Annotated in this window: 25 protein-coding genes; 19 read left to right on the forward strand and 6 right to left on the reverse strand. The window is 33.2% G+C overall.

Translation table 11 applies throughout. The features are described from left to right. Position 1: 1 nt before the first annotated feature. Positions 2 to 4,699 (reverse strand): hypothetical protein, encoded by a 4,698-nt coding sequence (locus ACZ1AQ_RS10640; RefSeq protein WP_489632884.1) that lies wholly within the window; start codon positions 4,697 to 4,699, stop codon positions 2 to 4. A gap of 293 nt (positions 4,700 to 4,992) precedes the next feature. Further along, entirely contained in the window at positions 4,993 to 6,276 is a 1,284-nt protein-coding gene (gene fahA / locus ACZ1AQ_RS10645) for a fumarylacetoacetase (protein ID WP_489632885.1), read from the reverse strand. A gap of 107 nt (positions 6,277 to 6,383) precedes the next feature. On the opposite strand from fahA, the gene glyA reads away from it, so the two are divergent. From glyA to ACZ1AQ_RS10675, 6 genes are all read left to right on the forward strand, one after another. After that, entirely contained in the window at positions 6,384 to 7,658 is a 1,275-nt protein-coding gene (gene glyA, locus ACZ1AQ_RS10650; protein WP_489632886.1) for a serine hydroxymethyltransferase, read from the forward strand. 132 nt (positions 7,659 to 7,790) lie between these two features. Then, positions 7,791 to 8,384: a MiaE family protein gene (locus ACZ1AQ_RS10655; protein ID WP_489632887.1), complete on the forward strand. Its 594-nt coding sequence runs from the start codon at positions 7,791 to 7,793 to the stop codon at positions 8,382 to 8,384. Positions 8,385 to 8,548: 164 nt separating this feature from the next. After that, positions 8,549 to 8,932: a GNAT family N-acetyltransferase gene (locus ACZ1AQ_RS10660; protein WP_489632888.1), complete on the forward strand. Its 384-nt coding sequence runs from the start codon at positions 8,549 to 8,551 to the stop codon at positions 8,930 to 8,932. Between the two features lie 98 nt (positions 8,933 to 9,030). Beyond that, positions 9,031 to 10,125, forward strand: coding sequence for an efflux RND transporter periplasmic adaptor subunit (locus ACZ1AQ_RS10665; RefSeq protein ID WP_489632889.1), 1,095 nt, complete (start codon positions 9,031 to 9,033; stop codon positions 10,123 to 10,125). After that, positions 10,125 to 11,381 (forward strand): ABC transporter permease, encoded by a 1,257-nt coding sequence (locus tag ACZ1AQ_RS10670; protein WP_489632890.1) that lies wholly within the window; start codon positions 10,125 to 10,127, stop codon positions 11,379 to 11,381. Before ACZ1AQ_RS10665 ends, ACZ1AQ_RS10670 begins: the two co-directional genes overlap by 1 nt. Before the next feature lies 1 nt (position 11,382). Continuing rightward, a complete protein-coding gene (locus ACZ1AQ_RS10675; RefSeq protein ID WP_489632891.1) occupies positions 11,383 to 12,063 on the forward strand; it encodes an ABC transporter ATP-binding protein in 681 nt (226 codons plus the stop codon). Here ACZ1AQ_RS10675 and ACZ1AQ_RS10680 read toward each other — a convergent pair. The 3 genes from ACZ1AQ_RS10680 to ACZ1AQ_RS10690 all read right to left on the reverse strand — a co-directional run bounded on the left by ACZ1AQ_RS10680 (position 12,060) and on the right by ACZ1AQ_RS10690 (position 13,693). Further along, positions 12,060 to 12,629, reverse strand: coding sequence for a pentapeptide repeat-containing protein (locus ACZ1AQ_RS10680; protein ID WP_489632892.1), 570 nt, complete (start codon positions 12,627 to 12,629; stop codon positions 12,060 to 12,062). The genes ACZ1AQ_RS10675 and ACZ1AQ_RS10680 overlap by 4 nt on opposite strands. Positions 12,630 to 12,868: 239 nt before the next feature. Further along, positions 12,869 to 13,228, reverse strand: coding sequence for a hypothetical protein (locus tag ACZ1AQ_RS10685; RefSeq protein WP_489632893.1), 360 nt, complete (start codon positions 13,226 to 13,228; stop codon positions 12,869 to 12,871). Positions 13,229 to 13,231: 3 nt separating this feature from the next. Next, entirely contained in the window at positions 13,232 to 13,693 is a 462-nt protein-coding gene (locus ACZ1AQ_RS10690; protein ID WP_489632894.1) for a hypothetical protein, read from the reverse strand. Between the two features lie 133 nt (positions 13,694 to 13,826). Here ACZ1AQ_RS10690 and ACZ1AQ_RS10695 point away from each other — a divergent pair, with 133 nt between their 5' ends. From ACZ1AQ_RS10695 to ACZ1AQ_RS10750, 12 genes are all read left to right on the forward strand, one after another. Beyond that, positions 13,827 to 14,114, forward strand: a complete 288-nt coding sequence (locus tag ACZ1AQ_RS10695) for a hypothetical protein (RefSeq protein ID WP_489632895.1) — start codon at positions 13,827 to 13,829, stop codon at positions 14,112 to 14,114. Positions 14,115 to 14,144: 30 nt separating this feature from the next. Beyond that, positions 14,145 to 14,729, forward strand: a complete 585-nt coding sequence (locus ACZ1AQ_RS10700) for a response regulator transcription factor (protein ID WP_489632896.1) — start codon at positions 14,145 to 14,147, stop codon at positions 14,727 to 14,729. A gap of 18 nt (positions 14,730 to 14,747) precedes the next feature. Continuing rightward, the gene (locus ACZ1AQ_RS10705) at positions 14,748 to 15,206 is read left to right on the forward strand and encodes a hypothetical protein (RefSeq protein WP_489632897.1); all 459 of its coding nucleotides are present in this window, start codon (positions 14,748 to 14,750) and stop codon (positions 15,204 to 15,206) included. 50 nt (positions 15,207 to 15,256) lie between these two features. Beyond that, entirely contained in the window at positions 15,257 to 18,517 is a 3,261-nt protein-coding gene (dnaG, locus tag ACZ1AQ_RS10710; protein ID WP_489632898.1) for a DNA primase, read from the forward strand. 9 nt (positions 18,518 to 18,526) lie between these two features. Then, positions 18,527 to 18,787 carry a hypothetical protein gene (locus ACZ1AQ_RS10715; RefSeq protein ID WP_489632899.1) on the forward strand — a complete coding sequence of 87 codons (261 nt, stop codon included), beginning with the start codon at positions 18,527 to 18,529 and terminating at the stop codon, positions 18,785 to 18,787. Positions 18,788 to 18,798: 11 nt separating this feature from the next. Then, a complete protein-coding gene (locus tag ACZ1AQ_RS10720; protein ID WP_489632900.1) occupies positions 18,799 to 19,071 on the forward strand; it encodes a hypothetical protein in 273 nt (90 codons plus the stop codon). Positions 19,072 to 19,119: 48 nt separating this feature from the next. After that, a complete protein-coding gene (locus ACZ1AQ_RS10725) occupies positions 19,120 to 19,398 on the forward strand; it encodes a hypothetical protein (RefSeq protein ID WP_489632901.1) in 279 nt (92 codons plus the stop codon). Between the two features lie 28 nt (positions 19,399 to 19,426). Further along, the gene (locus ACZ1AQ_RS10730; protein WP_489632902.1) at positions 19,427 to 19,696 is read left to right on the forward strand and encodes a hypothetical protein; all 270 of its coding nucleotides are present in this window, start codon (positions 19,427 to 19,429) and stop codon (positions 19,694 to 19,696) included. A gap of 202 nt (positions 19,697 to 19,898) precedes the next feature. After that, entirely contained in the window at positions 19,899 to 20,342 is a 444-nt protein-coding gene (locus tag ACZ1AQ_RS10735; RefSeq protein ID WP_489632903.1) for a hypothetical protein, read from the forward strand. 154 nt (positions 20,343 to 20,496) lie between these two features. Beyond that, positions 20,497 to 20,703, forward strand: a complete 207-nt coding sequence (locus ACZ1AQ_RS10740) for a hypothetical protein (protein ID WP_489632904.1) — start codon at positions 20,497 to 20,499, stop codon at positions 20,701 to 20,703. A gap of 153 nt (positions 20,704 to 20,856) precedes the next feature. Next, positions 20,857 to 21,216, forward strand: a complete 360-nt coding sequence (locus ACZ1AQ_RS10745) for a hypothetical protein (protein WP_489632905.1) — start codon at positions 20,857 to 20,859, stop codon at positions 21,214 to 21,216. 64 nt (positions 21,217 to 21,280) lie between these two features. Further along, a complete protein-coding gene (locus ACZ1AQ_RS10750; RefSeq protein WP_489632906.1) occupies positions 21,281 to 22,114 on the forward strand; it encodes a tyrosine-type recombinase/integrase in 834 nt (277 codons plus the stop codon). A gap of 29 nt (positions 22,115 to 22,143) precedes the next feature. On the opposite strand, the gene ACZ1AQ_RS10755 is transcribed toward ACZ1AQ_RS10750, so the two are convergent. Continuing rightward, on the reverse strand, positions 22,144 to 22,404 hold the full coding sequence (locus tag ACZ1AQ_RS10755; RefSeq protein WP_489632907.1) for a hypothetical protein: 261 nt from the start codon (positions 22,402 to 22,404) through the stop codon (positions 22,144 to 22,146). A gap of 511 nt (positions 22,405 to 22,915) precedes the next feature. Here ACZ1AQ_RS10755 and ACZ1AQ_RS10760 point away from each other — a divergent pair. Next, positions 22,916 to 23,380 carry a hypothetical protein gene (locus tag ACZ1AQ_RS10760; RefSeq protein WP_489632908.1) on the forward strand — a complete coding sequence of 155 codons (465 nt, stop codon included), beginning with the start codon at positions 22,916 to 22,918 and terminating at the stop codon, positions 23,378 to 23,380. Positions 23,381 to 23,387 lie beyond the last annotated feature (7 nt).

Here is a 23,387-nt window from a genome sequence, read left to right on the forward strand (position 1 = left end):
TTTAATAGGTTTTATTGAATGTAAAAATTGAACTTGTTCCTAATTGTCCACCAGGTAAAGTGTAATTCAATTTTATGTTATAGTTTCCTTTTTTGATGTATGGAAAAGTTCCGTTGATAATATAATCATACTTATTTTTCATGTCTTGATTGGTAGTATTTAGATATTTATTAACCACCTTATATCTTAGGTCTATAAAATCTGTTTTGTAATAAAACGGTAAATTATATCGATAAGGCAGATAATCTCTGAGCATGAAACTACTTGAATTATTCATAAGGTAATCTTGGTACCACACTAGTGTTTCAACTCCTTTTGTTGGAGGAACTCCTAAAGTATTTGTGTTTCTGTTTAATGTTAAATCACTTTCTAATGGATATCCTTTATATATCAAAGGGAATATTTCATTTTTATAGTAGTTATCGTCCAATATAGCTTCGGTGGTTACCAAAGGGACATTTAAAGTTTTGGCATTACCAATAAGTTCTATTTCGTCAAATGGTTCAGTAGTATTACCTCTAGAATGCAAGGCATGAACATCCGAATAGATAATTTCTACCATCGTTTCGATAGATTTTTTTGCAGCCATTTTTTCCTGAAAAGTGTTGTATTTACTGGTGTTGAAATTATATTGCAAAAGTTCAATTCCTTGACCTCCAGTTATGGTTTCTTTTAACTCATTATTTTTAGTTTCAACACTAGTTTCTGAATCTAAATTTTGAGTTTGATAGCTTTCTTTTAGATTGTTATTCGCTTCAGATTGAGTTTCTAAAGTCATTAAAGTTAGATTGTAAGACTTAGTTGTTTCTAAAACAGGTATGTCAAAACTAACTTTTTTCAAACTCGGTGAATAAGTTATTGTACCATTTACTGTTTTGGTGCCCGTTTTGTAAAAAGCTTTTTGAGTTTGACCTGGTTTTAAATCAAACAAATAAGATTGACCTTGTTTAAGGACTACATAGGCTTGCTTGCTTTCATTTTGATACACATATTTTTGATCAAAAACGGGATAGCAATAAGCAATATTTGTTACTGGTATATTATTTGGCGCTGCACCAGTGGTAAAATTTAGAGTCTCATTTTCGGTAGCGATTTGACCGTTATCATAAATAGTTTTCCAACTACCATTACTGTATTCTTGGAAACTTACTTTTACATTAAGTGTCAAATCTGAATTTTGCGGCAATACTTCGGTTGCATTGAAGCTTACCAAATCATTAGTTGCATTCCAACTGATAGAGCCAAGTATTGGAGCACCATTTTTCTTAATGGTATATTCTTCTAGTTTTAGTCGATATGTTTTTGTCCCTTTATCTTCTTCGATTACGAAGCTTTTATCTATTGGCATGTTAAATCCAACTTGAGGAATGGCAAAAACATTTACATCTTTAGCATCTTTGGCAGGGGTGATATCCGCGATGGCTTTTAAACCGTTTAAAGGTGTTTCATTAATAAATTCGCACTCATTTCCAAATTCAAGTTTGAATCTGAATCGTCCTTTTACTAATCCTCCAAGCAGATTAAAATGCCCACCGATATATCCTCTAATCCATACAGGGTTAGGCAATTTTGCTTGTACTAAAACGGCACCGCCTCCTTCAACGATTTTTACTTTCTTTTTAATCATGAAGAGTTTTACTTTTATTCCTAACTCTCCTTTTATGTAAGCATATGTTTGACCATTGGCATACCATCCATTAATTCCAATCGGACCGGAACCTTTGCATTGTGCCTCACCATAGTCTTTGAGCATGATATCGAAACCAAAGCCCGCTTGAAAGTTAGCATAAAAGAGGAGGAAGGTTATATCCCCAGTTTTGATACTAAAATCAGATCCAAATGCAAAACCTTTACCACTGCTAAGGCTATTTTCATTACGCATGTAATCTAATTGGTCTAGTTTAACCCCCAAAAGATCTGCAACAATAGCGGGAGGCGGAGGACTTGCAGGAATATCGTCTCCCATCATAAAGTAACCTCCTGCTTCAACTTCAACAGGACCAATAGCCATTTTTAAGCCTAATCGATCAGTTGGAGTTCCCATACGAATATACCATTTGTCAGGAGCAAAATGTAAAACCGCCCAACCTGCTCTATTACTTGATGCGCGACCTTTTATAAAGCCACCAGGGGTGTCAATGTATAAGTCAAATGTACCATGCAATGTTTTCGATTTGAAGTCATATTCGATTGCTGCAAATGCGTTAATTCCCATAGAGCTTTTTATATCATTCGGATATAATTCTTCTGCTGCTTTGGATAGATTTTCTTGTTTTAATTTATCAAGAATTGCCTTTGAAAATTTTGCTTCTTTTTCACTGACTGCTTTTAATGCCTCTTTAAGTTTATCTGGTACAGGAATTTCAAAAGGTTGCATAACATGACCTTCACCATAAATGCTGATTCTATTAATACCCGAGTTACTATTAAAGGCAATTTCGAAACCGGCACCTCCCCAAAAAGCATCTGTAGTGGCTGTGCCTGAAAATTTAATCATGGCTTTTACACCTAGACTAGAATTGATATCCGGTACATAATTTGAACCTGAAGCTACAAAACTGCTGCTGAATCCCTCTTTTTTCATTCTATAGTAAGCACCACCACCAAAACCTTTAAAGGTGATTGCTCCCGAAGGAATATTTAGATTATCTACCATGGCGTCAACATACCAATATCTGAATGTTGTTGCTCCAAATATTGCGTTTGCCTCAACCTTGATACCACCAGTGAAATCACAACTTAGCATTCCTTTAAAACCTTTGCCGTAAACGGGATCATTATCCATTATGGCAATGCTTCCATTTAGCTTCATTCCACCTAAATCGGCTCCAATGGCAATCTGTTCAAAGGTTAGATGATCGTATTTCCATTTCTGGATTCCTTCCTCTTTTCCAAATTTTCCAACGACATAAAATTTAGTTTGCCCAGTAAATTGATTTTCCATCATGTTAATGGCTAAATCAACTTTTAAGCTAGCACTTTCTGGAGATGTAATTAGTGCTATTTCATTAATAGTAACAGGAAAATTACTTACACTGGCGTCTTTACTTTCAGTATTTTTATAACCAAAATAATCAGCACTCAGATAAGGGGAGACCGTTTGTAATGTCAAATTTTGGAATATAATTCCTTTGAAATCTACTGTTTCCTTGGTCTGTGCATTTGTTCCTGATTGTGCATCGGCAGCTGTAACAGGTTTGTTGCTTGCTTTTAATGACAGTGTACCGAATAGAACTGCTTTTGGTAAAAAATTACCATCTTTTACCTTTAGTTCAATATAGGAGTTTTTTTCAATGATTGCATTTGCTTTGAAGGCTTGGAAGCATATGCCATTAGTAACTTGAGCATTTAAAAGATATTCATCATTTACAGGGTCAATTATTGCTTTGTATGCTAATTCTGATCGTGAACCAGCATTACAATTTGCTGATTTTTCAGAAACTGGCAGAAGTATATCACCTCCAAAACTCGCTGAGGTCAATGAATTAGCAACTAGTGTTATGTTTACAGAGTCTAGAGACATTTGCCAGCCTGAAGCATTTCCTTCGTCTATACCAATTAGATTACTGGCAGAGAAGGATCCTGAAATTCCCATCCGGTCTATTAACAAATCAGTTGCTTCAAAGCGTATTCTTTCTTTGCTTTCGTTTTTCTTAAACTCTTCGGGTAAGACAATTTTAAGTGATTGTACATAAAGGCCACGCCACAAATTTTCATTACCAGCAACCAAATATTTTTCTTGATAATTGGGTGGCCATTTTACAGTTTGGGAGTTTCGTAAATCACTAAAGTCAATAACTGCTTTATTCAGTTCGAAACAGAATCCTTTTTTGGAAGTTAATTGAAATTTAGGTAAAGATATCTCAACCAAAATATCATTCCAATTCGAAACGACTGTTTTGAAATTTCCAGTAACGAGTGCTGGAGATGGGAGAGCTACATAATTATTATCTACAGGTTCAACAAAGTTTCTTGATAATTGTACATCTGCGGTAATTCCGAGTTCTTTGAATCCATTACAATCAATAGTTACATAGGTTTTGTTCTCAACAACTCCAGTTTTCATATCCATTCCTCCTTTTAAAATCAATAAAAGGTTTTCTCCATTGATTTTGATAGGAACATCTCCAAGCAGAACTAAATTAGTGTCACCAACTAATCCTCCTTTGTGGGATAGTTTGATATTGTTGGCACCAAAAAACAATTCTTTCGATTTTCCAAATTCATCTCGTTGTGGAATTATAATTCTAACAAATGCAGTTAGTTCTGTGTATTCGGGTGTGAATTTTGCATTGCTAATGCCTAAAAGATATTGAATGCCTCCAATTGTTTTTTTTATGCCTAATGGCAACATCGAAAGTTTTTTAGGCTCTAATTCATCGGTAAGGCTATTGGTTTTGTCAATTTCACTACAAGTTGCTTTTGCGAGTTCTAAATCGTTTTGAGTTTCTTGTGATAGAGGAAAGTTTTTAACTAAGTAATCGTGGGTAAACTCACTTTCTGCTGGTTTATAATAATGGCTTGATGCCGTATTTGTTGAGATAGTTTTTTTATTATCAACATATTTTATGTGTGATAATAATCTTTTTTTTGAACTGTTTATTGAGTCTTTAACTACAGTTGAGTATGTGGGAGGGGCAGTAACAAGAAGAATTACACTTAGAATTAATAAGCGCAACTTAGAAGTAGTTTTTTTCAATTTTATTCTGGTTAAGTTTATATTTTATTAATATAATAACTTTCTCAGGATAGGTAGTGTTTTTGGGCTTACAAATTTAAAATAATTTTAACAAGAATCAAGGTGTTTTATTTGTTAATTTTATAAAAAGCGAAAGGTATTTAGTATAAAAAGATCAAGCCTAGTATTTTCATTGAATGGTGCTATGTGATGTTAGAATAATTAAGATTTTTGATAAAAACTTAAAAAAAATGAACAAAAAAACTGCAACAAAACAAATATTATGTTGCAGTTTGTGCTATTAAAATTCTTTTTTATTGTCTTACAAATGGTGGTAATAATTGACTGGAAACCTCTCCAAAGCCAATACGAACCTCGTTGTTTTTGCTGTAACCTTTTATAGTAACTGTGTCATAATCGTTAATGAATTTTCTTTCACTTCCATCATTCATTGGGATTGGGTTTTTGCCTCCCCATGTCAATTCTAGCATAGAACCAAAGCTATCAGGTGTTGGGCCTGAAAGAGTTCCAGAACCCATCATGTCTCCAGAATTTACTCTACATCCGTTGGAGGTATGGTGAGCCAGTTGCTGACTCATAGACCAATACATGTATTTGAAATTGGTTTGAGATACTACATTAGGAACTCCATTTTTTGGAGTAATGGAAACTTCTAAATTAATATCAAATGCATGTTTTCCTTTTAGTTGTAAATAAGGAAGTGGTGCTGGGTTTTGTTTTGGACCTTTTGTTCTGAATGGTTCCAAAGCATCTAATGTTACTATCCAAGGTGAAATAGACGATGCAAAATTCTTAGCTAAGAAAGGTCCAAGAGGAACATATTCCCATTTTTGTATATCTCGAGCGCTCCAGTCATTTAGTAAAACCATTCCAAAAATATAATCTTCGGCTTCATAAACAGGTGTATTTTCTCCCATAATGTTTACATCGGTAGTAATGAACGCTGTTTCTAACTCAAAATCTACTAATCGAGAAGGTCCAAAAACTGGTGTTGTTTCGCCATTGGGCAAGGTTTGCCCCATCGGACGGTGAACTGGAATTCCTGATGGAATTATGGTAGAACTTCTACCGTGATAACCTACGGGTATGTGCAACCAATTTGGCAATAAGGCGTTTTCAGGATCGCGAAACATTTTGCCTACATTGGTAGCATGTTCTTTACTTGAATAAAAATCTGTATAGTCACCAATTAAAACAGGAAGTTGCATCTCAACTTCTGAGATTTTAAAAATAATAATCTCTCTGTGTTCGGCATTATCTCGCAATTTCGGATTGGTTTCGTTAAAAATATCCGAGATTCGGTTTCTAACCAAACGCCAAGTTTTTTTGCCATCTGAGATAAAATCATTCAAAGTATCTTGCATGAACATATCATCAGTTAATTCGATACCTTCAAAGTAATTGAGTTGTTGTAAAGCTCCAAGATCGATTGCGTAATCACCAATTCTAGTACCTACGGTTACCACATTTTCTTTGGTTAAAAAAACACCAAATGGAATGTTTTGAATTGGGAAATCACTGTCAGCCGGAACGTCTAACCATGATTTTATATGAGGATTATTTGCTGTTATTGGCATAATGTGTTAATTATATTGTTGAAAATTACACATCAAATATATTATAATCTAAGTAGTAACCAAACGTTTTTTTGTATTTTTGCACCATATTAACGAAAAACAAAGAAATGCAACGCGACGAACAAATTTTTGACCTGATTCTTGAAGAACAAGATAGACAAATACACGGATTAGAGCTTATCGCTTCAGAAAACTTCGTAAGTGATGAAGTTTTAGAGGCAGCGGGTTCTGTTTTAACCAATAAATATGCTGAAGGATATCCTGGTAAAAGATATTACGGAGGATGTGAAGTAGTAGATGTTGTGGAGCAAATTGCTATCGATAGAGCCAAAGCTTTATTTGGTGCCGAATATGCTAATGTTCAACCTCATTCAGGGTCTCAAGCCAATACAGCGGTATATCATGCTTGTTTGAAACCAGGAGATACTATTTTAGGTTTTGATTTGTCTCATGGTGGGCATTTAACACACGGTTCTCCAGTAAATTTCTCTGGACGTTTGTATAATCCAGTTTTCTACGGTGTAGACAAAGAAACTGGACGTTTAAACTATGATAAGATTCAAGAAATCGCTACTAAAGAGCAACCTAAATTAATCATTGCAGGAGCATCTGCTTATTCTCGTGATATGGATTTTGCTCGTTTTAGGCAAATTGCTGATAGTGTAGGTGCTATTTTGATGGCTGATATTTCTCATCCAGCTGGACTTATTGCAAAAGGATTATTGAGTGACCCAATTCCACATTGTCATATTGTAACTACTACCACACACAAAACACTTCGTGGACCTCGAGGTGGTTTGATCATGATGGGTAAAGATTTTGAAAATCCATGGGGACACAAAACACCAAAAGGTGAAATCCGTATGATGTCTTCATTGTTAGATTTAGCAGTTTTTCCTGGTAATCAAGGTGGACCTTTAATGCATATTATTGCTGCCAAAGCAGTAGCTTTTGGTGAGGCTTTACAAGATGAATTTTTTACTTATGCAATGCAATTACAAAAAAATGCAAAAGCAATGGCTGCTGCATTTGTTGCTAGAGGATACGAAATCATTTCTGGTGGTACAGACAATCATATGATGTTGATTGACTTAAGAAATAAAAATATTTCAGGGAAAGATGCAGAAAATGCATTAGTAAAAGCTGAAATAACGGTTAATAAAAATATGGTTCCTTTCGATGATAAATCTCCTTTTGTAACTTCAGGTATTCGTGTTGGTACTGCGGCTATAACCACTCGTGGTTTAGTTGAAGAAGATATGGAAACTATTGTTGCTATGATAGATAAAGTATTGACTAATCATACAAACGAAGATATTATTGAAGAAGTTGCAGCTCAGGTAAATGAAATGATGAGCGAAAGAGCAATTTTCGTTTTCTAACTCCTGTTTAATAGTCAAAAATAAAAGTTTAAGGTTTTGTTGATGTTTTCAAGCATTTCAAAACTTTAAACTTTTTTTCATTTTTGCTGTAGCTTTAAACTTTATGTATTTTGAATCTTAAATAAAAAAATAATGGGCGTATTACGTTTGCAATTACCAACAGACCCCAGATGGGTCAATATTGTAGAAAAAAACATTGAAGAAATTTTAACCGATCATGCTTGGTGTGAGCAAAAAGCAGCGACTAATGCTATCACTATTATCACGAATAATTCGGAATATCAAGATTTAGTCCAAGACTTATTGGCATTGGCCAAAGAAGAAATCGATCATTTTGAACAAGTTCATAACATTATCATTAAGAGAGGGCTAAAGTTAGGAAGGGAACGCAAAGATGATTATGTAAACGAATTGTATTTGTATATGAAAAGAAGCAGTGATGGTAGTCGCGTTTCTGGTTTAGTTGAACGATTATTATTTTCTGCAATGATTGAAGCTAGAAGTTGTGAACGATTTAAAGTGCTTTCAGAAAATATTAAAGATGAAGAATTAGCTTCTTTTTATCGCGATTTGATGGAAAGTGAAGCGGGACATTACACAACTTTTATAACCTATGCAAGAAAATACGGAGTTGGAATTGATGTTGAAAAACGCTGGAGAGAATGGTTGGCATTTGAAGAATCCATTATCACTAATTATGGAAAGAATGAAACTATACACGGTTAGTTTTTAAGTAACAGCAGACAATTTTAAGTTTAATTTTAATTTCCGTGTTTATGATTACAGTTCTTCCTGCTATTAATAGTGATTTTGGTACCATACGTTCTATTGCTTACGAAACATGGCCAGTAGCTTATGGTGAAATTTTATCATAAGCTCAGTTAGATTATATGCTGAATGCATTTTATAATGATACTGCATTAAAGGAAAGTGTATCACAAAAAGGGCATCATTTTATTTTGGCAAATGAAGGAAATCAAACCTTAGGTTTTGCTTCTTTTGAATGCAATTACGACCATCAAAAGCAAACCAAGATTCATAAAATTTATATACTTCCTTCTGCTCTAGGCAAAGGAGTAGGTAAAGCACTCATAGATTATATTGTCTCCGAAGCGAGAAAGCAAGGTTCTCTTGCTTTGTGTCTGAATGTCAATCGCTTTAATAAAGCAATTACCTTCTATGAGAAAATGGGTTTTTCTATCAGTAGTGAGGTAAATATCGAGCTAGAACATGGTTACTTGATGGAGGATTATGTGATGGAACGAGCAATTTAAATGAAGTTTTAGGACTAATTTCTTTTTTGGTTTTACCATAAGCTATGAAGAAAAAGTGTATATTTATGAGGTAATTTTCTACGTAATAAATAAAAACCATGCGTTCACAAGTAGTTGTATTAGTATCTTTTCTTTCGATACTTCTAATACATTGTTCCAAAAAAGAATCACAAGAAATTCAACCTTCCATAAGCGATATTACCGAAAGTGTCTATGCTTCTGGGGTAATAAAAGCCAAGGACCAATACATTGTTTATCCAACTGTAAATGGGATTTTGAAAAAAACAAAAGTGACAGTTGGTCAAAAAATCAGCAAAGGTCAAGTATTGTTTGAACTGGATAGTGACAAAGCTGATTTGAATACTCAAAATGCTTTATTGGCTTATGAATTGAGTAAAAAAGATAGTCGTTACATTCAAGATAAAATTGCCGAGTTGGAGTTGAAAGTTTTGGCGGCAAAAGACAAATTAATTTTGGATGAATCAATTTATCACAGGAATCAAAAAGCGTTACAGTATGAAGGAATTTCCCAAGTTGATTTTGATAGAGTAGTACAAACCTATAAAAGCTCTAAAAGTAATTTTGAAATGGCACAAAAACAATTGGCGCAATTCAAAATTCAATTGCAAAATGAACAAAGTAAAAATGCTATCAATTTAAAAATCAGTCAAAAAAGTCAAAGCGATTTTGCAGTAAAAAGTGAATTCGATGGTCAATTGTTCGACCTACCTGTCAAAGAAGGTACTTTGGTGACAACACAAACGCCGATAGCTACAATTGGGAAAAGCAATACTTTTATTCTTGAATTGGACGTTGATGAAAATGATATGGTTCGAGTTGTTATGGGACAAAATATCGTTGTCACTATGGATAGCTATAAAGGAACTGTTTTTGATGCTGTAGTTTCAAAAATTTATCCCATAATGGATGAGCGTTCAAGAACGTTCAAGATAGAAGCGCAGTTCATAAAAGCTCCGCCCAAGTTGTATCCTAATTTAACAGCAGAAGCGAATATCGTTATTCAAACCAAAAAAAAGGCCATCACTATTCCGAAAGAGTATCTAATTGATGGGACTTATGTTTTGGTCAATAAAGATGAAAAACGAAAAGTAAAAGTCGGCTTAAGTGATTACAAAAAAGTAGAAATTTTAGAAGGGTTACAAGCCAACGAAACGCTTTATAAACCGAACTAATGAACTACAAACTTATCTTAAACATCGCTTTGCATTTGTTGCGTGCTCGCTTAAAACAGACGATTGTGGCAGCAATTGGGGTTACGTTTAGTATCGCTATGTTTATTTCGTTGGTGAGTTTTATGAACGGACTCAATGATTTATTAGATGGATTGATGCTAAATAGAACACCTCATGTTCGCTTGTATAACGAAATAAAACCAACAGCCAATCAACCAATTGATTTGTCGGCTCGCTATAAAAATACTACCAACTTTATCCGGTCGGTAAAGCCTAAAGATAGAGGGAAATCAATATATAACGGAATTCCAATTATCAAAGCTCTTAAGGAAGACAAACGAATCGTTGATGTGGCTCCCAAAGTAGTGGCTCCAGTTTTTTTTAATTCGGGAACTATTGAGATTTCTGGAGTGGTGAATGGGATAGCTATTTTGGCAGAAGAAAAGTTGTTTCAAACCAGCGATTATATCATCGAAGGAAAGATAACCGATTTGGTGCAAAACAATAGTATTATTATTGGTAAAGGATTGGCGGATAAAATGCTATTGATTGTTGGAGACCGAATCAAAGTTACCACATCCAAAGGGAATTTGGCAACCTTAAAAGTAGTCGGGATTTCTCAAATTGGTATTGCAGAAATAGACGATACGATGTCCTATACGTCTTTAGATACCGCTCAGAAAATGTTGGGTGAAGCCACAAATTACATCACAGATATTCAAATCAAATTATATGATATGGCTTCAGCACCCCTTGTAGCCAAAGAATTGCAGGCAACTTATCAACTAGATACTATCGATTATCAAACAGCCAATTCACAATTTGAGACTGGAAGTTCTGTACGAACCATTATCTCTTATGCTGTTGGGATTGTATTGTTGATAGTAGCTGGTTTTGGAATTTATAATATTCTAAACATGATGATTTACGAGAAAATGGACAGTATTGCTATTTTGAAAGCTACTGGCTTTTCAGGAAATGATGTTAAGTGGATTTTTGTTTCATTATCCATAATTATTGGTTTGGCTGGAGGTATTTTTGGTCTCATCTTTGGCTTTATTTTTACTTCTATCATTGATGTGATTCCTTTTGAAACTGCTGCTTTGCCAACGGTCAAAACATATCCTATTAATTTTAATATTTTGTATTACATCATCGGAATTGTATTTGCCTTGTTCACCACGACTATTGCAGGTTTATTTCCTGCTTTAAAAGCCAGTAAAGTAGATCCAGTAGAAATTATTAGAGGAAAATAAAATGGAAAATAAAGTATTGCAAACCATCGGATTGAGTAAATATTTTTATGATCCCATAAAATTTCAAGTATTGAAGGAAATTGACATGAGTATCAATCATGGAGAGTTTGTTTCGATTGTAGGTAAATCAGGTTGTGGAAAGTCAACGTTGTTGTATTTGCTTTCGACTATGGATACAGATTATGATGGACAATTGTTTGTGAATAACGAATTGATTACGGGGAGATCAGACAAAGAATTGGCTTTGATACGCAATGAAAAAATTGGCTTTGTTTTTCAATTTCATTATTTGCTCAACGAATATAATGTACTTAAAAACGTGATGCTTCCCGGATTGAAATTGGCTAAATTTTCTGAAAAAGAAGTGGAGCATCGTGCAATGGAGCATCTAAAAAAATTAGACATGCACGAACATGCTTTGAAGTTGCCGAATCAATTGAGTGGAGGACAAAAACAAAGGGTAGCTATAGCGAGGGCATTAATCAATGATCCTTTAATCATTATGGGAGATGAACCTACAGGAAATTTAGATAAAAAAAACAGCGATTTAGTGTTTGATATTTTTAAGCAATTGACCCATGAGCAGAAACAGACGCTATTGATAGTTACGCATGATAATGATTTTGCAGAGCGTTCAGATAGAACAATAACCATGCAAGACGGTCGAATTATAAAAAGTTAATCTACTACAATCTCGTGTTTATACAGTAAGCCTTTTACTTCGTTGAGACTGAAAATTGCCTTTTTGAGTTTGGTTTTGGAAGGATCTATGGTGTAATTATAACTCGTCTTGAAATTCGCTTTGTTGGCAATCGCTTTGTCAAATTCGGCGCGGTATAAGTCACAATAATCAAAAATACTTTCGGTTAAGTCTGTCGCCATGAAATCTACTGCAATCATGCTACAATGATTAAAAGTGGTTCCTTTTAGTTTTAAAGTGTAAAACTTTGAAAAGTCCAATACACAATGCTGAAAATATACTTCAAAAATTAATTTATTGCACATAGCAAAATTAACTTCTCTGATTTGACAGTGGTCAAAAGTAACGGTTCGTAAGGCCACGTGATTAATGTGTGCTCCATTAAAATTACACTTTGTAAAGATGCAATCAATAAAGGTAACATCCATAAAATTGCAAGCCGTAAAATCACAATTTTCAAAAGTGCAACATTCGAATTCATTATGATTTAATTCGTCTCTACTGTAGATGATTTTTTGGTAGTGTTGATCTAGATTGTATTTTGGCATGCGCAAAGGAAGTATTTTAAAGCAAAAAACGCAATTATCTCTTGATAATTGCGTTTTTTTAGTGACCTCGACTGTACTCTAATATTATCCTTAAACCATTGTAAATCAACAATCATTGTTTTATTTTATTTTGTTAGTGGGAAGTTTGTAAAAATTTATTCTCCGAATCCTCAATAATTTTTTTTAATCGCTCGATTAGTTCGCTATCCTCATCGCCAATTATTACTTTCAATTCTTCTTCAGGTTCTTTTTTTAGCATCATTGGGTTTGTTTTTTAAAAATGATTTGCGCCAATCTTGTAAAATTGTTTCTTCGTTTAAAATGTGAGTAGTTTGACGGTCATCTAAAAAAATATAAGAACCATCATTGTCTAATAGTTTTTTTAATGGGATTAATGGGTAAGTTTTAGTAACTGAATTAATTATGTTTATATATAAATCATTAAGATAATTATAGTCAGAAGGAAGTCCATTGTGATAATCATCTATTTCTGCAATAAATCTGCTTAAAAACTGACCTTTTTCAAATCCTTTTTTAACTCCATAAGCATCAATTACTTTCTTTATCCTTTCCCAATCTGGATGAGTTGTTTCTTTCATAACTTACCTTTTTGGTTTTTTTATTATTTCTGGTGCTGGTTCAGCAACTTGATTGTATTCATCCTCATTAGGTTCTAGGTAAACTACATTCGAATTTTTTTTGTCAATAAGTTTAACTGTTCTAGTCAAAAGTTCATTTATAGTCTGTAAATCAGCAATTTTATCTTTTAATCTTTCAATTTCCTTTTCATTTTCTGTATGATTTTGGCTAATTATATCTGTATCAGAGTCCTTATTTAATATTTTTCCTCTACCTGTTAGCAACCAATCACTACTTATTTCAGTAAAAACTTTTACAGTATTCTGTATCGGATTAATACCAGCGTTACTTCTTTCCTTTAAAATTTCATTCATCATTGAGGTACTTACCCCAATAGTTTTGGCAAAATGGCTAGGGTTAGAAACTTTTTTTGTTTCTAAAAGATACTTGTAAACCTCTATAAATCTGATAGTTATCTCGTTCATTGAATTTTTTTTACAGAAAATTGTATAAAAAATGTTATTTATACAGAAAACTGTATATATTTGTAATAGTTAAATCGTATTCAACTCGTAGTAAAATTAAACATAAAAAATCAATAAAAAATAGCACTTATCTATGATTAAACCAGCTGAAAGAAAGAAAATGAAAAAAGTCTTCAAAAGAGGCTATTCAAAAGAGGTTCAGGAGAAGCTTACCCAATCTGGTATAGTTACTCAGAAAGGTACTCCTTATGGAATATCGTACATCACTCACGTGTTCAATGGTAGAAATGAAAATCCTGAAATAGAATCTACTTTAATTGAATTGTATAGAGAAAAAGTGGAAATGGCTAAAGAAATAGCTCAAAAGAGAAAAGAAATTTTTGGAACAAAAAAAACCGATGCTGGAACATCGGTTTTGTAAAAGTAATTAACCTATAAAGATTAAAAACTAATGGAAAGCAAATCTACAATTAAAAACCAAATTCACCAAATCCCAGCGGGGCTTCTTCCTGGTGATAAAAGAACTGAAATTTTTGGCGATAGGAAAACTAAGAAAGTATTCTTTGTAAGTAATGGAGAAACCTTCCAGTTTAAGGATATCGAACCTTTAAAAAAAGCGCAAATTTTTGAACAGCTGTTAAATGATGATTTAGCATTCGAAGATTTAAAACATTTACAGCCAGAAGAAGCTACAGAACGTTTTGCTTTTTGCATTTATGGCGCTGCTGACCATGTTGCTGACTTTACAGAGAATGGACAGCTAAACCAAGCAGACAATTTCATTTGTTCTAATAATTGCAAGTGCCTAAGATGGAAATCAAAATCAATAACTATTGATGGAATTCCATTAACAAGACGTGAAATTCAAATTGTCAATTTAATGGCTTCTGATATGCCAGATAAAGAAATTGCTTCAAGATTAAAAATAACAAAGAGCACCATAGACACCCATAAGCGCAACCTTTTTGAAAAAGCAAGTGTACAGTCTAAATCAGGCTTAATAACAAAAGCCATCAACCAAAAAATTATCCAATAAACCTTAAAAAAAATAACCATGATGACATTCACATATAAAGGTTCTGAAGCACTAGAAATGTTACAAACACATTTTCCTAAAACTTGGGAAGAACAAATAAAGGAAGGGCAAATTTTTATTAAATCTGTAATGAAAATGTACAATCTTGGTCCTGTTGAAGCATTTCAAAAGTATATTAAATATTGCGGTACTCTCGACAAAGGAATTGCTTCTTTAGCATCATTGCACGTTATGACCCAACAAATAAAAATTGGTGATCAAGTAAAACAACTTCAAGATAAACAATTAAATTACGGTGAACAACTTACTGCTTTGGAAGGTTCTCAAATCATTTCTTATGATGAAAAGAAAACACTTCGTTCTTTTTACCTATCAAAACAAGCAGAATTACAAAAACAAATTGATTTATTGATTTCGGATTATCCGGTTATAGGAGCTGAAAAAATTATTGTGCAAACCAATCTATTTGAGGATTAATTCCTCTCATTTTTAAGTTCACAATTTTTTATAACCTCTTATCATTTAATATGTATACCGAAAAATCAATAGACGAAGTTAGAAATGCACCTATAGATAAAATCATTAGTCATTTTGTAGAATTAAAAAGAAAGGGTTCTTTCTTGGTAGCCAATAAATCTCCTTTTAATGGATCTAGTGATTCTTTTAGAGTAAAACAAGCCTATAATTCTTTTAAATGTTACTCAACTCAAATAGCAGGAGATGGGATTAAGTTTGTTAGAGAATTCAAAGGGGTTTCATATCCTGAAGCAATTAAGATTATAGCTGATATATGTGGGATTACCTTAGAAGAAGAACAATTATCTGAAGAAGCAGAACGCAAAAGAAGCTATAAGCAAGAACTTTATGATTTGAATGCAGTAGCTTGTTTGAAGTATGAATTTTGTTTGAAAAATGCTCCAGAAGATCATTGGGTAAAACAAATGATTGTTGATCGCGGAATCAATGATGAAACCATTGAAAAATTCAGATTGGGTTATGCTCCCAAAGAATGGAAATTCATCACCAATCCTTTAATTGAAAAAGGAAAGTTAGAACAGGCCGTATCATTAGGATTGACTTTAACAAAAGAAGGTAATAGTTTTGATTTTTTCAGAGATAAATTACTTTTTCCAATTCGTGACTTTCGCGGGAATGTTTTAGGTTTTGGTGGTCGTAAATCAAATGATGCTGATGGACCAAAGTACATCAACACAGGAAATACAGATATTTATAACAAAAGTTACAATCTGTACGGACTTTTTGAAAACAAAGCCTTTATCAATAAAGAAAAAACCGCTTTTTTGGTTGAAGGTTATACGGATGTTACTGGACTTTCACAACACTGTTGTGAATTGGCAGTAGCAACGGGTGGAACTGCGTTGACACCAGAACAGGCAAAATTGCTACATCGTTTTGCAGATCACGTTATCATTCTTCGTGATAATGATGGACTGGATGAAAAAGGCAATGAGCAAAAAGGAACTTTGGCCGCAATTCGTGATATTAATATTCTTTTGGCAGAAGGGTTAAAGGTTTCTATTGTAATCCTTCCAGAAAATGAAGATCCTGATAGTTATACCAAAAAAACACCACACGTTGAAAAAATGCTTTTTGGCAATGCTGAAGATGCTGTAAACTGGAAAACCATCAAGCTTAAAAATAAAGCAGCAAATGATCCTGATGAATTATCCAAAGCAGTATCTGAAATAGCTTTGATGTTATCTGTTATAAAAGACGATATCAAAAGAGCTTATTATCAAAAAAGTTGCGCCAAAATCCTAAAACAACCTGAAAAAGTAATCAAGGAAAAAATTGATAGCTTTTTTAAAGTAGCTGAAATAAAAGCAGCTCAAAACGAAAAAGTGCAATCTGATTCGTCTGAATATTTAGGGCTACCAAAAGGAGCTGATTACAAACAGTTTTTAGAAAGAGGTTATGTAATACATGAAAATAACGTGTATTTCCGAGGGAAAAACAGCTTTTACAAAGGCACAAATTACCGTATTACTCCACTTTTTCACGTTTATGGAAAACAAGACAACAAAAGATTGTGTGAAGTAATTTCAGAAACCGGAATAAAAAGATTGATTGATTTTGATACGGCTGATTTTGTTCAGATGGCAAAATTTGAATCTAAATTATTGGATGAAGGTAGTTTTACATTTACCCCAGAAGTTACGCCAAATCAATTCAAATTATTGCGAAACAATATTTTGGATAGTTTCATTATGGCATTCGAATTACGAACGCTAGGATGGCAGCATGAAGGGTTTTTTGCTTATTCAAATTTGATATCACACAAGGGAATTACCAAAACGCCAAACGATTATGGGATTGTTCAGCTAGAAGCAGAAGTTCAAATTCAAAGCGATTATATCGAAGATGTAAAACACTTTTATTCACCATCGGCATCCGTAATGTATAAAAATTCCCGTGATGGTGATGATCCGTATGAGAATGACCGCTATTTGGTATTCAAACAGGCTCCAGTACCGTTTCATACTTGGATGCACCAATTGAAAAAAGTATATGGCAAAAAAGCCAATACAGGTATCGCTTGTATCTTTTTTGCTTTGTTCAGGGATTTATTTGTTAAAACCTATCAGATATCACCCATTCTATTTTTAACAGGGGAAAAAGGCTCTGGTAAGTCCAAATTTGCCGAAAGTATCGGGGCTTTATTCGCTTACAAACAACCTGCTTTTGATTTGAATGCAGGAACAATTTCAGGATTTTCAAGAAGAATAAGCCGTACAACCAATACCATAACCATATTGGAAGAATTCAATGATTTGATTGATTTGAAAATGAAACAATCTATCAAAGGTTCTTATGATAATCGTGGACGCGAGATAGGGCAGAACACAGGCGATAATAAAACCAAAATGACCAAAGTAAATTGTTTTTTAGTAATCCTATCGCAATATTTAAGTACTTGGGATGATAACTCCATTACTTCCAGATCAGTAATTGAACACGTAATCAAACCCCAAGAGAATTTCACAAATGAAGAAGTGGCCAATTTCAATTTGCTGCAATCATGGGAGGAAATTGGACTAACTAGTTTTATCCTGGACATTATAAAATACCGCCCAGAAATTGAAGAAAACTACAGACGTGTGTATGGTGAAATCATTAAAGATTTGAAAAAACAACTAAGGCTAACCGATTATCAGGAACGAATGCTTCAGAATTACACCGTGTTGTTGACTCCTTTAAAAATATTGGAAGGTAAGTTTGAATTTCCATTTACTTACAAAGAAATCGAAGAACAATTTAAAGAAGCCATCATTGACAGTTCTGATTTAATTGTAGAAAGTGAAGGTTTGGCTGAGTTCTGGAGAACAATGGAATACTTGCGTGACCGTTCGCCTTTCCCACTGATCAAAGAAGGATTTCATTATATCATTGATACACCATTTACCTTAAAGCTTCAGGGCAAAAAAGGAGAGCCTGAAATAGAATGGAAAAACGAAAAAAGAACACAGATTTTGATGCTTCGCTTAAATTCCGTTCATCAATTGTACCACAAAGAAGTTTCGACACGTGAAGGTGTTGATGTTATTGGCGAAAACACTTTAAGAAACTACTTCAAATCAAAAAAGTATTTCATAGGCTCAGTAAAAAGACACCATTTTGATGATACATCAACATCTGCCTATGTTTTTGATTATACGATGATGCACGAAGGCGGCATTTTGAATTTATTGAGAAACGCACCAAAGAAAGGGGAGGATTCACCAGAACCTGATAATGGGAAATCATCAGATTTGCCTGATTGGTTATAACATAGAAATATGAAAACACAAGAGGTAATTTTTAAGTTAAGAGTTGCTGTCGCTACAGACTTCAGCAACGAATTAGGCGAAAAAAAATACGGTTGTATGTATTTTCAACAGTCAGTTGATGGTTCATTTTGTAATCAACCGTTTTATTTCAATCCCAACACGAATATGGAAGTTTTTAGACTGCTTTATAAATCCCAACAAATTTGGGTATTGGCTGGAATATTTGATGAAGTAGAATTTTTAGAAAATAAAGAAAATCAACAACCTTAAAAAAAAACGTCATGATAATAGAATTTTGGACACAAGGACTTAACCCGATAACGTGTTATAAAACAAGTAGAGAAATAAACAGAACTCCAGAAAGAATGGATTTGGGTACACCATCTTTAAACTCAAAAGTGAATAAAAATAGTAAGTCAAAACTTTCCCACACCAGAGCCGTAACAGTAGTAGATAGCTTAGGTAATAAAACAGAGTTTGACACCGTAATACAAGCTGCTTTTTTCGTGAACGTCACAAAAAAAAAATGTATGCCATACTCAACAACAGATTAAAGAACAATACTGCTTATAAAATTTATAAATCTTAATAATTAAATCAAAATGGAAAAAACAGCAAACACCAAAGCCAATGCCAAACAACAGTTTTCAGTTGTTGTTTCAGGAAAAGAAGTTTTTACTTCATCTTCAAAAAAGAAAGTTGATCAAGAAATTGTAAAGCTTCAAGAAGAATCGCATCCAGTAATCATTTTATTGGACCATCAGCAAAAAGAGTCAAAGTGTTATTCAAAAACAATACACCAAAGAAACTATCGCCTTCAGGCTGGAAACTATGAAAAAGATAGTGTTTTGAAACCTTCTTCAGATGAAGCTTTAGCATAAGTTATTAATCTATAAAAATTTTAAACTAATGGAAAATTTAAATGATGTTGTTGAAATTAAGGTTAAAGCCCAGTTTATGGGAGAATTCAAAAATTGGGATTCGTGGCTTAAGAATATGAGTGCTATGAGTAAAAAACACGGTGTTACTACTCAATTACTGCATATTGATGCCAATGGTTTTACAACGAATGGTTTTGCTCTAAAAAATACCAAAACCAATGTTTACCCTGTAAAGACCTATTTACTAATCCAGGATCCTAGTTTTGAAAAACCGCTTCCATTCAAATCTGCAAAATAATATGTCAAAAACAAACTGTAGCGTTTGTGGACTTCCAAAAGAAGCCTGCTTACATCAAAAAGAATTTAAAGATCATTTAAGAAATGTATACCTAAATCGGTTCTTCTGGTTCGTAATGGGCTTTTTGATTTGTGCAATTATCGTGATACTGTTTTTAAATTTTGGCTATGAAAAACAGATCTAATTCTAATAATTTTTTACAATGATCACAATAGTAGAAAAATGGGGAGCGATGTATTTGTGTTTTGACCAAAAACCAAAAATCTCCCCAACAACTATCAATACTACTGACGGAATAGTAATTCAAGTAGGTGATAAAATAACGAAAATAGGCCACAAAAAAAGAAACTCATTTGAATTGCAAAGTGGTGTTTATATGAAGTACGAAGGGATTTATAAAGAAGGTGGTGTAAAGTATGCCGTTTTTAACTGTCCTGACCATGAAGAAAAACCCAACGTACAGCTTGAGCTATTTAGCACAAAACCAAATAAACCAATGCAGTATAGATACGTTTTTAGCTGTGTGTTTATCGGAAGAAAATTAAACAAACTATTGGTGCATCGCGCTAATTCTTGCCGAGATTTCGACCTAACAAGCATCACGTTCTTAGAAGATAATCAATTGATAACGGTACGAAAAAATTAACGTTTGTGCTATGAGAGGATTTTCGGAGTGGCACAAAAACATTTTCAACTTGTAAAAAATCTTTACAAGTACAAAACAATAAAAAAATTAATAACCAATGCCGAAAATCTCTTATAGCACTTGTTATGGAATCGGCTTTTTAAACACAAACAAAATGGCGCAAAAAAGAAAATTTACGAGATGGGGCGAAAAACCAAAAGCGTATCAATGTACGAAACAAAAATGCAAATGGGAGGGAACAATGGAACAAAAAGTTCTTAAAAAAGATAAAGATGGTTGGGGTAGTCATTATTCTTGTCCTAATTGTGGAAATATTGAATTTCGAGGTCTTTTGGAAGTCCATGCGCAAGCTGTTCCCTAACGCTTGCCGCTACAATTTCGGCTTGGGGTAAACAAGCGAGTTGCTTCGGATTAGCAAAATAATAACAAACACAAACAAATATTAACCTTATGCCAAATGCCAAAGCTGAAATGTAGCGGTTGTTAGTGGCATACCACGTAAAACTTAACGATTATGAAACCAAATGAATTAAGACTTGGAAATTTATTTATTGAAGAAAATTCAAATAAAATAATTGAAGTTATCGGACTAGAGAAAAACAGAGTAGTGTTCTCTGGTATGTTTTTAGATAAATGGCAAGCAAAACCAATAGCACTAACAGCGGAATGGTTATTAAAGTTGGGTGCAAAACCAAGATTTCAAAATACCGAATTTATTTATAACAGATTTAGAATAGTATTTAAAGAATCTTATGATTATTGGTATGTAATAGATACTGATTCGCTTGCTTATATAACAAAAGTGGAATTTGTACACGAATGGCAAAATTTTATTTTCACATTAACAGACAATGAATTAACACTTGCTGAATAGGTTGCCACTAACTAGTATATGTATTAATCATCTGTAAACACCAATAAAATTAAACTATAAGCCTATGAATATCGGAAAGTATGTGGAATTGTATTCCGAAGATTTGAAGTTGAAAAATTACTCAGATAATACAATTTCAAACTATTGTAGTCAAGTAAAATTGTTTTTAGAGTATTTCAATAAAGTGGCTACCAAACCATCTGAAATATCAGAAAAGCAAATCAAAGATTGGTTATTATTGTCGAATTCTATCAACGGGAGAAAACAAAGGATTTCTGCAGTTAAATTATTTTACAAATACACAGGAAAGCAGCCTTTGAAATTCAAACATATTGAATACCCCAGATCTGAAAAAAAACTACCAATTGTTTTATCTCAAGACGAAGTTCAAAAAATGTTTGATGTATGTGAAAACATAAAGCACAAAGTTATTTTAGCATTATTGTATTCTTGTGGATTAAGGGTTTCTGAGCTCATAAAACTTAAATGGAGTAATATTGATAGAAGCAGAATGATTATTAATGTAATTGGAGGGAAAGGAAATAAAGATCGTCAGGTAATGCTTGACGATTCTTTGATTCCACTTTTGGAAAAATATTGGATTGAATATAAAACCAAAACATATATTTTGTCCGGTCAGTTTTCAGAACAATATTCCTCTACTAGTGTAAATCAAGTAATGAAACAATTAGCTACTAAAGCCAAAATTAACAAAAGAGTTTATGCTCATTTAATGCGGCATAATTGTTTTACTCATATGGTTGAAAATGGAACTGACATCAATCTTATTCAAAAGCTGGCTGGACATAATAATGTGAAAACAACTTTATTGTATACTCAGATTTCAGATAGTATTATAAGTAAAATCCCTTCTCCAATTTCTTCAATAAATTTTTAATAAAAACCACTCCCACCAGAGTGGTTTTTTTATTCCTCTTTCCATCCTATGGTCATTCTATCCTCGCGAGAATGGCGTATGTTAATTCTATAAGGGATTGATTCGGATAATCGCATCAGTAACGACATACGATATTTACTCAAAGGCTCGAATACTTGAAATACACAAATAGGTTTACCCCATTGGTTCCTTATAACCTGAGTGCAACCGGTGCGGTGATCATTCTCTTTTTTGTATACCTGAATACTTTCTATAGTTGTAGGATCAATTCGCTTGAATATCGACTGCATTTGGCTTATTTGAGCATCAGTAAACGGCATTTCTATAATTGTCTCGGTTTTATCTACAAAGTTACCCTAAGTTTTGATTTTCGATTTCCCCCCGAACCCCCCTAAGTTAAAAAATTTTGCAAATTTTTGTTTTCTATAAATAAGAGAATAAAAAAGTTCCACAGTTCCACAAATAAATACTAATGTTTTTACAATAGATTATATCTATTTGATTATTAATATATTAAGTATAAATAAGTATTTGTTTTATCGTGTGGAACTCTGTGGAATTTTTGTGGAACTTGTGGAACTCAAAAAAATAGTTCCACAAAAACGCTATGTAGTTCCACATTTTCCAAAGCATAAAAAATATATAAGTTGTTGAAAATCAACAATGTGGAATTGTGGAACTTTTTTTTTGAAAAAAACAGGGTTTAAATGAAAAAATCACTTTTTTTCAGTGTTTTTATTTAGTGTGTCCTATCAACCTTTTTGTTAATTGTCGTAAATTCGTCAAAACCAAAACATTTATATGATACAAATTTCTATTCCTGTCAAAAAGCACGTGAAAAAGTATTTGATTAAGAAATATGGTGAGATCCATACGATTTCTAAGAAAACTTTTTTGGGGCTTTTGCTTTTGGAATTGATAAGTGAAGAAGCTGATACTTCAGATATTGATTTTAATGGTTTTGACCGTTACAAAATTGATATTCCAGAATTGTATTTTAATACTAAAGGCTATACTATCAATAGAAAAAAGCTAAAATTTTTGGGTGTTTGCCTAGAACGTTTGTTTTTTGAAGATTTTTATGCGTTTGTAGATGTCGAACTGGCCAAAGGAAAATCGAACGCCTGGCAAAGTGTAGAATTGTTTCTCAATTTATACAATATTTCAGAAAATGAAATGAAGTTGGGTAGTATGTACCGCAACTACCAAAGGCATTGCGGGGAAAATATTAAAGCAAAAAAGAATAATTTAGTAGTTCATTCGTAGTTAAAAA

The sequence above is a fragment of the Flavobacterium sp. UM26 genome (assembly GCF_057922445.1).